The organism is Deltaproteobacteria bacterium, from assembly GCA_016874735.1.
GTDB lineage: Bacteria > Bdellovibrionota_B > Oligoflexia > Oligoflexales > CAIYRB01 > CAIYRB01.
On sequence record VGTI01000027.1, the window covers coordinates 35,930 to 50,329 of the forward strand.

Below are 14,400 nucleotides of genomic sequence, written 5' to 3' on the forward strand. Positions count from 1 at the left end.
TGCTAAGTCCCTTTTGCTCACCATCAGAAAACACGCTCAACACTGAGACGCACAGCTTGTCTCTGCGCATCAACACCGTCTTTAAGTTGGATATATTCCCCGTTGAAAGACACAGCGAATTTATATCCAGCTGGAGCAATACCAAATTGGGGATCAATCGCGGGTTCAAACGCATAGCGAATGCCACCAGAGGCGCTAGCCGCCGGTGTCCGGCCTGCAAATCCCTGCACCCAGCTTTCATCACGATATTCCACATTGGCCTCAATACCCTGTGTCGGGGTGAGGAGGTATTTGGTTTTAGCTGTCAGGACATCACTTACAGTGACAACTAAACTGCCGAGTGGTCTAGTCACGCCACGTTGCCAGCCTATCCGCCATGAACTTGTAGCACCGTAGTTTGCCAAGGTCAGACCAGCTGTGCCGGTCTCTGAGGGTCCGCTATCGCTCTCGAATATGAGCACACCGCCTTTTGCCTCTAGGCTGGCAGTGGGGCTTAGTGCATATATGAGGGTAGCTTTCGGTCCACCAGTAGCCACATCAACCAAATCACTGATAAACCTCTGCTGCACGCCGCCTATGCGCATCTTCGTTCTGGCATCTAGTTCATATTCCAAGTCTACATCACCAAAGTACGCCTCAAAAATACTGGTACCGCGATCTAAACTGCTAGCAATAAAGTAGGCGATAATGCTGCTGCGGTTCGTAATGGCAAGATAATGATCGCTACTCACGGCACCGTAAAGGTAGCGTTTTCTATCGTCGCTGCCCAAAGTTTGATTGTCCCACTGCTCGACCAAAGGACGACGCTCGAGACCGGTGGAATCATAGGATGATGTTCCGGTTAGTTCCATATGGTGAGTAAACCGTTGCCCCTCGATTTTGACACTGGGCTTGGCACTGGCCGTGGCGTAGCGCCCCTCTGCCAGCGGTGCTATCCCCGCTTGACCTGAAAGGTCTAGCCCCCAGGTCCAGTTGCCACGTTGCACTTGGGAATTCGAGTTAGATTTGAGATTCCAAAAATGCCAATAGGCATCGTTGATTCCCTGAGCGCCGCTAGAGCTCTGATTCATACCCTCGTAACTGAGCTCGAGGCTGGTTTGTTGATGATCAGCGTAGGCCTTAGTCACAGAGAGCCACAGGCACAAGATTGTTAGTAGTCGCTGCACCCTTGATCTCCACCTACAGCGCCTATCGTGGCACCTGATGATTTAAGTGCTGTCTGGATTGTCGAGACGGCATCCAGGCGCACAAACTGATAGTTCGCCTGTTTGAGCTCGGGTAGCAGTTTTTGCAGCAGTTCCGCACTGCGCGCATCGTCCGCATGGAGGCGGACGATACCCTTATCCGCTTTCTCAATGGCCGCAAGGTAGGCAGCGGCGCAGTCACTAACGCTCGTGCCTGCTTGCCAACAGGATGCGTCGTCTACCTGATTGGGCGTTTGATCACCTATATCCCACCCTATAGGACCAACGTACCGACTTAAACCGGACTTGTTTAGATCGAGCGCAATTTGATCCGAGAGATTGATACTACCGATAGCTCGCAGCAGATATATATTACCGGTAACATAAGGCTGAATCAGCGCATCGGTCTTGCGTACCTCGCGCTGTGCGTCGAGGGACGATTCCAGGGGGCTATCCGTATACCCCTGATTAGCCACGATGTGGCCGTGCGCTTTGAGTGCAGCCAGCGTCGTCTCGCGACCGACGATATGTTTACCACTCACAAAAAAGGCCGCCTGCACCGAAGCCGCCGTCAATGCAGCGTCGATGGCCAATGTGCCGTCCCCAGGCCCCCCACTGAAGCTTAGCGCCAACTGTTTGGCCTCGAGCGACGTGCCGGTGTAGGCCTGCGACCTTATCCCAATGCCGCTGGCACAGGTCTTCCCCACCGAGAAAAAGTCACATCCCGCCAGCAGCCATACCAATCCCACCGAGAGCACCGAGAGCGGTACTGTCCGCATTGCCACCATAGCGTCTGGCCTCCATCTGCCAAAATCGGAAAAACTTCTTTTGATTTTTTGGACTTGTGCCTGTCGAAAATTCTAGCAGGTGTGGTGCCTGTAGGCACCGAAAAGGCCATCGCCCCCCCTTGGGAACGTCGCTAATCTGCCGAATTTGTTGTGCTTTAAATGATTCCCGCAAGTCCTGGCACTGGCCTTGCACAGTTAGGAGCAAAGCGGCTGCCCACGGTGGGCCTGCCGCGGAATAGTGATTCATGCCGCGCCTTTCTTTTCACCTACGCATGCTACCGACCAGACTCCAAGTGGTGGGGGCTCTGATTGCTGCATTGGTTATGGTGAGCGGATGTTTGCGCAAGCCACAGAATTCCTTTGTGAACGCAGCGCCCTCCTCGTTAACCATCCGTGGTGCCGTCTTGGATGCAGACCAGCCACCAAAGACTGGCGTCCAGATTTACTTGGGTTCAGCTACGACAGCGATCGCCCGGGCGGGGCAAGACGGCAGATACACCGTAACTTTGGACGCCGCAGCACTCACGCAGCTGCAAGGCGAACTGCGCTCCCAGACAATCCGCCTTTACGCTGTCTCTGACGATACTGAGGCGCTCCAAGCAGCTAGCGCTCCCATCAACCTAGCAACGCGCGGGGACATCGAATTAGCCACCATGACGCTCGCAAAGGCAGCAACCATTCATGGTCAGGTGCTACAGATGACGAAAGCCCAGCAACAGAGCCAGCCAGCCGCACGGGTGCGTGTCATCGCTGGTCACAGCGTCACGACGACGGGAGATGACGGACGATTCGTCATCAAAAATGTCGCCGCTGGTAACATCGCCGTGATCGCGGGACCAAATTTAAGCCACGCGGCAACGCAAGCTTTGACGGTCAAGCCCGGCGAGGAACGGCAGCTAAAAAAGCCGCTCGTGATTTTCCCCCTCGGTGGCCCGCGGGGGCTTGTCGTTCCTGACACCGACATCTCGGTCAACGATCTCGTCAAGCAGGGAAAACCCTACACCCGCACATTCGGTGTCGTTGCAGATGAGGACGCAAGATACATCCGTTTTAGTGCAGATGAGAAAGAGCTAGCTTCCGATGGCAGCAGCACGGCTAGTTGGCAAAAATTATCTGATAGCTTTGATTTCGATTTTCAAAAAACGGGCGCATCGAACCTCTACTATCAATTCGCCGATGCCGGGCGCAAACAGTTTAGTGACGTGTACACACTAGCCTTGACGCTGGACAATTTTGGCGCCACGACTGGCCTCGTGCTGGGCGATGGATCGGGGCTACTGACCTCAAACGTTGCACCGGTAAGTGTCGACGTGCCGCCCGCAGCCGTCAGGATGCGCATGGCTCCGTCAGTAGATTTGCTGCAAACCGCGCCTTGGCAGATGCCGCAACCTAGTTTTGTATTTCCGTTTCCCCTGAGGCGAGATCCCTCTACCAATTTCCTCCAGGCTTTCGGTACGAAGACACTATATTTGCAGTACTTAGATGCAAGCGGCATGGTCAGCCCTACCTATACGGCAGTCGCCACGCTCAATATGTTTCCCCCGGTCGTTAGTGGCCAAGTGTTCACGGTAAACGGTGGCGCTGCGGTTTCCCCCACAAGACTCGTGCAACTCAGTATCAACGTCCCCGCTAATGCACATGAAATGCTTATCTTCGAAGCCGACACACCCATCACCAACAACATTTGGCTAGCGGCACAGCCGACCAGCTTTTACACTTTTACTTCAACAGGGAGTAAATCGCTGTACTTGCAATTCCGCACCGTCGATCAGGCGGTGAGTCCTGTTTACAAATATCCACTCATTGTGCAGCCCTTTCCGGACCCAACTCTAGGCGGCTTCTTGATTAACGACGGCGCACCACTTGCGTTATCGCCGCATTTAACGGTGCGCCTCAAAATACCACCAACCGCGACCCAATTTCGCATCATCGACAGTGCGCAGATGGCTCAGCTTAATATCGCTAACTTGGATCTTTGGGGATCACCCGGCAACGCGATGGCCGCGGCCAGCGTTGTGCCATGGTTAGAACCACGACCGCTGTTTATTTATACACCGCGCACATCTCGTGGTGTGACTACCATTTATGTTCAATACAAGAATGCAGATCACGATGTGTCGCCAGTCTACCAACAGACCATCGACATCGATCCCGAACCAGTCGGATCGGGTTACTTTGCCATCAATCCTGAACCACTGACGGGCGCTTCGGCCCTGGTGAGCACCTCATCCCTAGTGATGTTGCGCGTCGTCCCTCCACCGGGATATCTGGGTGGCGCTATGATCGTTTATGAGGATCGTCTGCCAGAGCCACTCGCAACCGCCAATATTATTCCGGTGCCAGTGCCAGATCCCGTGACCGGCGCTATTCCCCTAGTGCCTTATGTTCTGCGTGGAACCGGTGCTCATAATGTGTACGTCCGCTTTATGACTGTGGATCAAAATAATGTCCCGGTCATTGCCACCCTAAGCCCTACTGCCTATTTGCGCACAGTCGTCCTAGATCCTTTCCCACTGAATGCAGTGGCGGTGACGATTAATGAAGGTGCCGCCAATCTCACCGCCGCTGAAGCCTTGGACGCAAGATTAAATCTCAGGGCGCCCGATAACGTCACCAAAATGCGCTATGTGGTCGACGATCAGCCCCAACTCGGTGCCATCAGCATGCAGCCATTTGCCGCCACAGTGACAAATCTATCGCTGCCCACGGCGGCCGGACTGCACGCCGTTTATGTGCAGTTCGAAAATAGCGATGGTTATCAAAGTCCGGTTTACGAGACGGTCGTGACGGTCTTACCGTAAAGGAGACTGCCGACTTCCGATGGCAGTTGTTGGAATTTGATACCAACCGTCGGTCCATCGTAGCCCTAGCCAGACTTTCCTGCCTTATGCTAGAAGCACCGTTATGGACGGTATCTTTAAACAAATTCGTGCATGTGCCAGCCCGACCACGTGGTCCAAAGGTGTCGAGCTTGCGCGTCAGGACGCAGTGACTGGCGAGCAGCTTGATGACGAGATCAAGTTGCGTGTGGCTAGTTCTGGAGGAATCAGTCCGACCGTGACCTTAGTGCCCGCCGATGAGGATTGGCACTGCACTTGTGGTAGTGATGAGGATCCCTGCGCCCATGTCACAGCGGCGGTAATCGCTTGGAAGCGCGCGTGGGAGTCGGGCCAGCCGCTGCCCAAATCGGCAAAGCACAGTGGCCAGTTGGAGTATCGCTTCCGCCGTGTCCCAGGCGGCCTCAGCTTTGAGCGCGTCGTGGTAAGCGATGCTTTAGCCACCCCTCTACAGGTATCGTTAGCAGCACTGACCTCTGGACGCGTCGCCGGGCCTAGTCTCACGGCGACTGCGGACGATATGGCGGTGGATCTAGCACTAGGTCATCACAGGCAGGGTCTACTACCAGCCGCGGTCATACCGCCTGTGCTGCGAGCCATGACCCCGGCCCTTAAGGTCACGCTAGACGGGGAACCTGTAACTATTGACGCCAAGCCCGTAGGACTTGCCGCCGAGGTCAGGGACGAGGGTCCGGGGGTCCGGGTACGGATTATTCAAGATCCAGGGATCACCGAGCTTTTTGATAATGGCATCGCTCTTTACGACGGTACGCTGCGACCGGTCATACTACCGCAACTGAGCCCGTCCGCGCGTGAACTCGTACGCGACGGGCGTTTTTTTGGTCTACGGGAATTAGCTGATCTTGTGGCGACGACACTACCTGATCTGGCTGCGAAAATGCCGTTACTCACGCGCAGTCGCAATTTGCCTTCAAGTCGTGAATATCTGCGCCCCGAGCTCGAGATCACCGCCGTGAAGCAAGGGTTGCAGCTCAGGCTTGAGGCCGCCATCACTTACGGGCGGGAGCCCTTGGCCCGCTTGCGTGCAGGTCGTTTCACGCCACTCGGTGATACCGTGCCAGTGCGCGACATGGCTCGCGAGGCCGAACTCACCGAGCAACTCCAGCGCCTGTGGAGCATGGATCTTGAGGCACCTGTCGTGCTATCTGGTGAGGCGGCTGTGGCGATGGCCGGGCGTTTGGCGCGGTTTCCTGGCGTCATCAGCGGTGACGGTCTGGCGGCGTTTCGTCTGTACAGCAAACTTGAGCCTCGCTTGGAGTGGGCCGGAGATGCGCCTTCTGCGACAGGCTCTCCAAACTTCACGTTCGCCGCCGGAACTTCAAGCCCCGGCGAAGTCAAACATGCCACCGCAGACGCAGTAGCCGCGGCCTGGCAACGCGGTGACAGTCTGGTGCCCTTAACTGACGGTGGTTTCGCCCCGCTACCACGAGATTGGCTACGGCAGCATGGCGATAAGCTACTTGATTTTCTAGCCTGCCGTGGTGAGAACGCAACCACGCCTGCGCGTCTTTCGTGGCCTCACTTGGCCGACTTAGCGGCCTCGATTGACGGCGGCGCTGAGCAACTCCCGCCCCAGTTCAGAGACTTTTGTCATGGTCTACAAAAAGGCGAGGCCGCACTGGATCTGACAGCCGCTACACCTGCCGCACTGCGAGCGACCCTACGGCCATATCAGCTACGCGGCTATCAATGGCTACGTTGGCTGCGCGGTCTTGGTCTAGGGGCCTTGCTTGCTGATGACATGGGTCTTGGTAAGACCGTGCAGACCTTGGCGGTGATCGGGCGGAGAACCTTGATTGTGGCTCCGACTAGCGTGCTTTTTAATTGGGCTAAGGAGGCCCAGCGTTTTCGTCCTGATCTGAAGATTTGCGTCTATCATGGCCCCAGTCGTAGTCTTGACGACGGTGCTGCATTGGTGATCACCAGCTACGCTCTGCTCAGGTTAGATCTAGCTAAATTTTTGGGCGTGACTTGGGAAACTCTGGTGCTGGACGAAGCCCAGACGCTGAAGAATGCGTCGAGTCAAGCGGCCAAGGCGGCGCGCCAAATCGCGGCAGGTTTCAAGCTAGGGCTTAGCGGCACACCAGTAGAGAACCGTCTCGATGACCTCTGGAGCTTGATGCACATTTTGAATCCGGGGCTACTTGGCGATCGGCGTTACTTCCAAGATCGCTATGCACGTCCCATCGAGCAGGGTGACACGGTGCGCACCGAAGCCCTGCGCAGCCGCATCGCACCCTTTGTATTGCGACGGCGCAAGGCCGATGTGCTTACCGATCTACCGCCACGCACAGAGACCCTCCTTTATGCGGAGCTTTCTCCTGCCGAGCGCGATCGTTACGATATCGTTCGGGCCGCGAGCCGCAGGGAAATTATCGAGCAACTTCAGAGTCCCAATGGGGACGGCGACGGCGTCAACATGATCGCAGCGCTAGAGGCGCTGTTGCGGCTTCGCCAGGCTGCGTGCCATCCTGATCTTCTGCCAGGTGTCAGTGGCGAGGCCTCGAGTAAATTAGCGTTGCTTGTCGAGACTTTGCAGACATCAACTCAGAATGGCCATAAGACTCTAGTATTTTCGCAGTGGACTGGCTTTCTTGACCTAATGGAACCAGCGCTTGAATGTGCTGGCCTGGCTTTTCTACGTTTAGACGGCAGTACGCGCGACCGCAGTGGCGTGGTTGAGAGTTTTCAAAAATCTGATGGGCCACCAATCCTGCTGATCTCTCTCAAGGCCGGTGGCGTTGGCCTAAACCTAACTGCTGCGGATCACGTGATTATTGCTGATCCCTGGTGGAATCCTGCAACGGAAGATCAGGCGGCGGATCGTGCTCACAGGATAGGCCAAGATCGCCCTGTATTGATCCAAAGATTAGTTGCTCTGGATACGGTCGAGGAGCGCATCTTGCAGCTACAGGAGCGCAAGCGTCAGTTAGCAGCGGCAGCTATCGACGGTCAGAAAATGACCGGTGCCAGCATAACTAAAGAAGATTTGTTGGCACTCATCGACTAACCTTGAGCGCGGTCAAAAAATAAAAAGGGTGGCACATGCCGCAGCATGTGCCACCTCTTCATTTACTTAGCGAGCGCCGTGACGGAAGGTGTCAACGAGCTGCTTTTTCGTTAGCTTCAACACTTGCTCTTGGTAGTGATGCATGGTGTCGATCACTTCCCGGTTAGGGATACCGAAGAGATTGGTCAGCTTGGGCAAAACTTCGAGTGGTGGCAGCGATACGCCACGCTCCCAGTTGCTCACAAACTGAGCGGTCGAGTACTTGAGGTGGTGGGCTACGTCCCACTGGGTAAGACCGGCTTTAGCGCGCTTCTCGCGGAGAAAACGGCCAACGATCTTTTGCCTTAACACATGTTCGTTTGTTTCTGCCTTCATAATCGTCCTTGTCCTTCATTCTGGATACAGCGCATCGTCATACCAAAAAAGTTTAGACTCTCAAAGCCCATCTGCACCCTCGTGCCAAAATTTCTCATAGCTAAACAGACAAACAACGGTTTAGGGCAAAAAACCCACCAAAAATTGGCCAGTAAACCAACTCAGCTAATAAACATGCGGCACCATTGGCGCCGCGTTAAATTTGTGATAACGATTATCAATCTCACCCTGACCGCGCCTCCCCGGCGGGGGTTCCCTTGGAGTAGGACCACATGCCCATGCGCCGTCTCGTCAGTTTTGCTGTATTCGGCTTTTTTCTATGTATTTTGGCAGCTTCGCCTCGCTCATTAGAGGCTGCACCAGATCAGCGGAGTCCGCGCCTGGTGGTCCATCTCCTAAACTATCTGGCCAAAGACTACGGAGGCGCCGTAGGCGCCAACGGTGTGGTCCTATCGGAGAGTGAGTTCGCAGAGCAGAAGGAATTCAGCCGCGACGTACTAGAAGTCGCGCGCACCCTGCCAGACCTAGCCAGCGATCCATCAATTATCAGTGATCTCGAACTCTTAGCTAAAACCATTGCCGACCGGGGTGCAGCCACCACGGTGGCCGGCCTAGCAACTAGTCTGCAAGTGCGCGTCATCAAGGCCACCAACATGCAGACTGCTCCCAGTGCGCCGGTAGATGTGACACAGGGTAAGGCCGTCTTTGAGACATACTGCGTCAGTTGTCACGGAGCTGGTGGTCGCGGCGACGGCCCCGCCACAGCGGGAACCGGCCCTCGCATGGATCCTCCTCCGGCCAATCTAGCCGATCAAAACCGCATGCACGGCATTGCGGCCATGAACATCTACGACAGTGTGAAGTTGGGTATACCTGGCACGGCGATGGTGGCACTCCCCCATCTTAGTGACCAGGACGCATGGAATGTCGCCCATTATGTGTTGACCCTATCTGCCACTAACGAGGGGACCGCGCCGCACGCTGCAGAGGCCCTAAATCTGGCTAGGTCGAGCCTTGATGGTGCCGCCCGCTCCTACAAAACAGGGGACTTCCGTACGGCCAAGGCCTTGGCACTCAGAGCTTATCTTGACGGTATTGAACCCATCGAGCCCCGCATGAGGGCATCCGATCCGGCCGCAGCATTAGCCTTAGAGGAAAAAATGGCGGCCGTCCGCGCTGCCATCCAGGCACGCGTTTCTGAGGGAGCCCTCGACACCGCCATCACTGAGGCTAAAACGGAGCTAGATCGCGCTCAAACATTGCTGCAGGGTAACGAAATGAACCCAAGCGTTGCCTTCATGGCGGCATCATCGATTCTCCTGCGCGAGGGTTTCGAGGCGGTGCTGATGATCCTTGCGCTGCTTGGTGTATCACGTGCCATGCACTCCAAAACTGCAGCCCTGTGGATTCATGCCGGCTGGATGGCAGCGGTCGGGATTGGTGTGGCAGCTTGGTTCGGCGCCGGAGCTCTCCTAGACATCAGTGGTGCTAGCAGGGAAATGCTGGAGGCCGTCACTTCGCTGATCGCCGTGGTTGTTTTACTCGGCGTGGGGTTTTGGCTTCACAGTCGTACCGAAATCGGGCGCTGGAATAAGTTTCTTAAAATAAAAGTGCGCCGCGCAGTCAAAGAAAAAAATCATCTGGGACTAGCATCGATCTCGTTTATCGCTGCTTTTAGAGAAGCGCTCGAGACTGTGCTATTTCTGAGAGCGATTTGGGTGGATAGCGGTGAGCAGGCCAAAGCTGCTCTGGGCCTCGGCGTAGGCCTGACTACGGCGGTCATCCTTCTTGCATCCTGGGCACTTCTGCGGTTTAGCGCTCGTATTCCAATCCGCCGTTTGTTTGGTGTCTCCGCAGTCATTATGGCGGTTCTTGCCTTAATACTCACAGGTAAGGGGCTGCACGCTCTGCAGGAAGCAGGTCTCCTCACGATCACCACGCCACGGCTGGCGCTCCGGTGGGACTTGTTTGGCGTGTTTCCCACCTATGAAACACTGCTGGCCCAGCTTGTACTACTTGTGACCATGGTGTGGCTGTGGCAATACGGGCGACGCCCATCAAAAAATTCAGGGCAGACACTCGCGCGTGATATTTCTGATACCGCTACGAGTCACTAAGACATCGTCCTCGATGCGGATACCCCCGCAAGACGTAAGGACATCAACCAGAGGCCAGTTAAAGTGCTGGCTCAGGGCCCCCTGGCGGTGCGGGGCAAGTAGTATCTTGATAAAATAAACGCCTGGCTCGATGGTGATCACATTACCAGCGTCGAGGATGCGACGGGTCCTTAGATTCTTGAAGCGTCCCGTCGCCGGTGTCACAGTACCGACGCGGTCTTGCTGCGACCCCCCGACATCATGCACACAAAGACCTAGCATATGACCGAGGCCGTGCGGAAAAAATACGGACGACAATTTTTCATCAACCGCCCGCTCTCTATCAATTCCCCGCAAAATATCATGATCGATGAGTAGCTGGGCGATCTCTAAATGAGCTTGCGTGTGCAGATGCTCAAAAGAAATCCCAGGCTTAATCATGGCACAGAGTCTCTGCTGTAGTTTACTCATGCCGCTCAGGAGCGCTCGAAATTCATCTGGTGCCTCGTCCGCTGCATAGGAGCGGGTGATGTCCGATGCATAGCCCCTATATTGAAAGCCCGCATCGATCAGAAAGCTCTTACCCATCCGCGTTTTGTCACGTTTGCGCTGATAATGAAGAATGGCCGACTTCTGATCGAGGCAGACAATGGCCTCATAGGGTAGCGAGTGATCCGTACACCTGATGGCCCTGATGTAAGCATGGTGGATGTCGAGTTCCGAGCCACCAGCAAAAAATGCCTCGCGTGCCGCCACATGGCCTACGGCCGCTCGTTTCGTCGCGCGTTCGAGACATTTGACTTCGTATTCACTCTTGAAGCTACGCTCCCAGTTGAGCCTAGCCATCAAGTTTGGTACCTCGGTCTTTAGGCCTAAGGAAGCCGCTTTAACTTTATCTGGTCCGAGATAGGCAGCGTAGGGCATCTCATCGACTTGCTCCCAGATCAGCTCCTCTTCGGCATAGACCTTGATATCAAACTCACTGACCCAAGATTCTTCGCTGTGATCGATATGCTCGTGCCAAAAATCCTCGGGTAAGTGCACCAATAATTGCGGCTTTTGCCCAGGTTTAATGATCAGTATATGATTAGGTCCTTTAAGGGGACACCAATGGCTGAAGTGATGATAGGACCTAAAAGGATACGTACGGTCGTCGTCAGCATGATAGACCAGAGCGCCCGCTCCAATGACCAGCGCCTCGAAGCGACACTCGCGCAGTGCGGCTTCAGTTGTTTTTTGTCTCTGGCTAATGTGTTGGCGAAAAAGAGTTGCTAGAGCCAAGTCGTCCCCCAGCGAAAACTGCGTGATACCACGCAAGTTAAGTTCGATTAGCGGCATACAGTTTGCAACTGCAGACTATAGTAGGACCTCACGTGCGTTCTATACTAAAGTGTGACCTCGCTCCATGGCCATAAAAAATAGGGGAGACTTGCCATGACATCCTCCGTCGCCAGCCCTAAAGGGTGCGCTGTAGTTGGACTTTCGGGTAGTGAAATGGGCCAAGGACTTCTTGGCTCAGCCGTATCCTTAGCGCGGCGCTTTGGCTTAAAACTCCATCTCGTCAGTGTCGTGGAACCCATTCCCTTCGATCTTGTAGCTTTTGACTCGCCTGCTTACCTGGCCTACCCACCGGTCAATTTGGAGATCGAACTCCAGCGCGTGAAGGAGCGCGAACAGGCCCTCGCTCAACTCATCCGGGAGTTGAGTGCCAAGCATGGACTCGACGCCACTGCCGCGGTGCGGGTCGGTGCGGCCGGGCCAAATCTGATAGCTGAGGCCACGGCACGTCACGCTAATTTGATCATGACCGGCTATGATGCTGAGGCATTCCGCATGGGCGCCTCGGGATTTACGACGACGCTCACACTCATGCACGATGCACCACTGCCGGTGATGGCGGTGCCGCACAGTAAAGCGCTCGATTTCTCTAAACATAATTTGAGAGTGCTCCTAGCAGACGATCTACAAGACGGCACGAGAGAGGCCACACGCAAGGCCTATGAACTCGCCGCTAGTGTCCCCGGCTGCCACCTGCGCCATGTACACGTGTTTGCCGACTTACAAGAGAAACTGCGGCATGCCTGGAGCATCATCAAGGAACGCTCCCATCTCCAGTATGGAGGCGTTGGTCCAACCTCTGAAGATGAGGTGGTAGCTGAAGAGATTAAAGCGCGCAAAGAGAAACTCCGTGCTCAAGCTCAGCCATACGCGCGCGCCGCCGAGGATCAACGCGTCAAAATCGAGTACGATCTCCGCAGTGGCCCCGTCGAACGAGAGCTCAATACTGCCCTTGCTGACCATGCACCTGATATCGTGTTTTTTGGGCGCCACCGCCTGCTCCACACCCGACCGATGCTGGTTGGACGGATGTCCTTCCGCGCCATGCTGCACAGCGGCAGTGCCGTGGTTGTGGTCCCACCGCGAGGTGAGCTATACGCTGCCATGCCGTTCCCAGCAGCACATGTCTGACTAGACATCAGTCTGCGCTGAGTCGCTCGAGTCACTAAGAAGCCCCGAGGCAAACGTGGTGCCTCGGGGCTCTGCATTTTGGGATTTACTTAGTGAGACTCATCCGCCGCTGGTTTGCGATCACTGATGTAGTTCAATGACAGACCATTCAGCGTCCGGACATGAATTAAGAATTCACCTTGCGTCTGCAGCTTGCCCAGATCTTTTTTGATCGTGTAGTGAGTTTTTTGATTTTGTGCTGTGCACTCATCGCCTTCAGTAAACTCTGAAATAGGCTGCACGACTAAAACGCCATTAGCATCATACTGCGCCTTGACCTCGCGGGTGATCATACAGCCAGTGAGCATGTATGGGTATTCGCCCTCGATACGCAAGACATCGTCGCCGTTGTCATCGCGTTGCACCGTTGCCGTATCCACGGGCGCATAGAGATAGTCATCTTGAGTGGGCTTTTTTGCCCGCTCAATCTTGAGCTGCAGTGGAGCCACCTGCGGCGTATCCTGCAATTCAACTGTGTAGGTGCCCTCATCAAGCACACCGAGGTGGACGGGCTGCACAAACCTAATCATGACGTCAGCGCATATAGTCTGCTGCGCACGGTAGGATTGAGCCGTGATGGTAATCTTACGGCTGGCCTGATCAAGCCGGAACGATACGGGGCCCGCCTTGTAGCAGGTGCTGGGGAACTCACCTTTGAGAATGAGTTCAACGTTGTCGTTATCGTCAAAGCCATGCGGTACGAAAATTTTATCGACTGGTGCACGCACTAACTCAGGACGCGGCTGCCGACCCTCGTTAGCAAGAGCGACGTTGCTTACCAACACCAGCCCCATGGAGATACCAGTCAGACTAAGAACTCTCATGATTCGCTCCTTATGATGTAATGGGAACACTCAATACCTAGCAAACTTGATGCCAGCCGGAAATGCCACGACTCTGCCTAAACTGCGTCAAATCACACGATCACTTGGCAAAAAGGCTAAGCCACTCACCATAGCCCTCGGCCTCCAGTTGATCCTTAGGAATAAAGCGTATGGCCGCTGAATTAATGCAGTATCGGAGCCCAGTTGGTAAAGGACCATCGGAGAATACATGCCCCAGATGAGACTCCGCAAGACGCGACCTGACCTCGATGCGCTGCATCCCATGCGACCGATCGTCATGCTCCGTAACCGCCTTATGCTCCAATGGCCGCGAGAAGCTAGGCCACCCACACCCCGAGTCAAACTTGTCAAAGGAGCTAAAAAGCGGCTCGCCGGAGACTATGTCGACGTAGATACCCTCGCCCTCATGATTCCAATATAGGTTGCGAAAGGGTGGCTCCGTCGCTGCCTCTTGCGTCACCGCATACTGCTGTGGTGTGAGTTTCGCCCTGAGTTCAGCTGCCGACGGTTTCTCAAATGACTGGGAATTTCTTTGACGCGTAGTCATAGTGCTAAGTCCTCATCAAAACTCTCATCAAAAGAGCCGCCCTGAGTGTGGACCTAACGCGTAAAAAAAACAAGAAGCCCCTGAGACCTTTCGGAATCAGGGGCTTCGTTTTTTAAGGCTGCATCGTGCTACTCTCCCACTCTTAAAAGAGCAGTACCATTGCCGCAGAAGAGCTTGACTTCCGTGTTC

General features: G+C 55.0%; 10 protein-coding genes. 4 read left to right on the forward strand and 6 right to left on the reverse strand.

All coding sequences use genetic code 11. The features are described from left to right. Positions 1–23 precede the first annotated feature (23 nt). Together FJ146_11730 and FJ146_11735 are read right to left on the reverse strand one after the other, a co-directional pair. Positions 24–1,166, reverse strand: a complete 1,143-nt coding sequence (locus FJ146_11730) for a hypothetical protein (GenBank protein MBM4252633.1) — start codon at positions 1,164–1,166, stop codon at positions 24–26. After that, positions 1,151–1,972 (reverse strand): polysaccharide deacetylase family protein, encoded by an 822-nt coding sequence (locus tag FJ146_11735; protein ID MBM4252634.1) that lies wholly within the window; start codon positions 1,970–1,972, stop codon positions 1,151–1,153. Before FJ146_11735 ends, FJ146_11730 begins: the two co-directional genes overlap by 16 nt. A 245-nt stretch (positions 1,973–2,217) precedes the next feature. Between FJ146_11735 and FJ146_11740 the strand changes: the two genes are divergently transcribed. Together FJ146_11740 and FJ146_11745 are read left to right on the forward strand one after the other, a co-directional pair. Beyond that, positions 2,218–4,773 carry a hypothetical protein gene (locus FJ146_11740; GenBank protein MBM4252635.1) on the forward strand — a complete coding sequence of 852 codons (2,556 nt, stop codon included), beginning with the start codon at positions 2,218–2,220 and terminating at the stop codon, positions 4,771–4,773. A gap of 103 nt (positions 4,774–4,876) precedes the next feature. Then, on the forward strand, positions 4,877–7,840 hold the full coding sequence (locus FJ146_11745; GenBank protein ID MBM4252636.1) for a DEAD/DEAH box helicase: 2,964 nt from the start codon (positions 4,877–4,879) through the stop codon (positions 7,838–7,840). 66 nt (positions 7,841–7,906) lie between these two features. Here the strand turns inward: FJ146_11745 and FJ146_11750 are convergent, their stop codons facing one another. Continuing rightward, on the reverse strand, positions 7,907–8,215 hold the full coding sequence (locus tag FJ146_11750) for a helix-turn-helix transcriptional regulator (GenBank protein ID MBM4252637.1): 309 nt from the start codon (positions 8,213–8,215) through the stop codon (positions 7,907–7,909). Positions 8,216–8,487: 272 nt separating this feature from the next. On the opposite strand from FJ146_11750, the gene FJ146_11755 reads away from it, so the two are divergent. After that, complete coding sequence (locus tag FJ146_11755; protein ID MBM4252638.1) at positions 8,488–10,332, forward strand: c-type cytochrome; 1,845 nt, start codon at positions 8,488–8,490, stop codon at positions 10,330–10,332. Here FJ146_11755 and pepQ read toward each other — a convergent pair. Then, positions 10,282–11,649 carry a Xaa-Pro dipeptidase gene (pepQ, locus tag FJ146_11760; protein ID MBM4252639.1) on the reverse strand — a complete coding sequence of 456 codons (1,368 nt, stop codon included), beginning with the start codon at positions 11,647–11,649 and terminating at the stop codon, positions 10,282–10,284. The two genes, FJ146_11755 and pepQ, sit on opposite strands and share 51 nt — an antisense overlap. A gap of 96 nt (positions 11,650–11,745) precedes the next feature. Here pepQ and FJ146_11765 point away from each other — a divergent pair, with 96 nt between their 5' ends. Beyond that, positions 11,746–12,780, forward strand: coding sequence for a hypothetical protein (locus FJ146_11765; protein MBM4252640.1), 1,035 nt, complete (start codon positions 11,746–11,748; stop codon positions 12,778–12,780). 89 nt (positions 12,781–12,869) lie between these two features. Here the strand turns inward: FJ146_11765 and FJ146_11770 are convergent, their stop codons facing one another. Both FJ146_11770 and msrB read right to left on the reverse strand, forming a co-directional pair. Beyond that, positions 12,870–13,643, reverse strand: a complete 774-nt coding sequence (locus tag FJ146_11770) for a hypothetical protein (GenBank protein ID MBM4252641.1) — start codon at positions 13,641–13,643, stop codon at positions 12,870–12,872. Positions 13,644–13,743: 100 nt separating this feature from the next. Further along, on the reverse strand, positions 13,744–14,211 hold the full coding sequence (gene msrB / locus FJ146_11775; GenBank protein ID MBM4252642.1) for a peptide-methionine (R)-S-oxide reductase MsrB: 468 nt from the start codon (positions 14,209–14,211) through the stop codon (positions 13,744–13,746). Between the last annotated feature and the right edge of the window lie 189 nt (positions 14,212–14,400).

Coding starts and splice junctions, on each gene's coding strand:
- FJ146_11740 (MBM4252635.1), top strand. CDS start 2,218: ATGCCGCGCCTTTCTTTTCACCTACGCATGCTACCGACCAGACTCCAA.
- FJ146_11755 (MBM4252638.1), top strand. CDS start 8,488: ATGCCCATGCGCCGTCTCGTCAGTTTTGCTGTATTCGGCTTTTTTCTA.
- FJ146_11745 (MBM4252636.1), top strand. CDS start 4,877: ATGGACGGTATCTTTAAACAAATTCGTGCATGTGCCAGCCCGACCACG.
- FJ146_11750 (MBM4252637.1), bottom strand. CDS start 8,215: ATGAAGGCAGAAACAAACGAACATGTGTTAAGGCAAAAGATCGTTGGC.
- pepQ (MBM4252639.1), bottom strand. CDS start 11,649: ATGCCGCTAATCGAACTTAACTTGCGTGGTATCACGCAGTTTTCGCTG.
- FJ146_11735 (MBM4252634.1), bottom strand. CDS start 1,972: ATGGTGGCAATGCGGACAGTACCGCTCTCGGTGCTCTCGGTGGGATTG.
- FJ146_11765 (MBM4252640.1), top strand. CDS start 11,746: ATGACATCCTCCGTCGCCAGCCCTAAAGGGTGCGCTGTAGTTGGACTT.
- FJ146_11770 (MBM4252641.1), bottom strand. CDS start 13,643: ATGAGAGTTCTTAGTCTGACTGGTATCTCCATGGGGCTGGTGTTGGTA.
- msrB (MBM4252642.1), bottom strand. CDS start 14,211: ATGACTACGCGTCAAAGAAATTCCCAGTCATTTGAGAAACCGTCGGCA.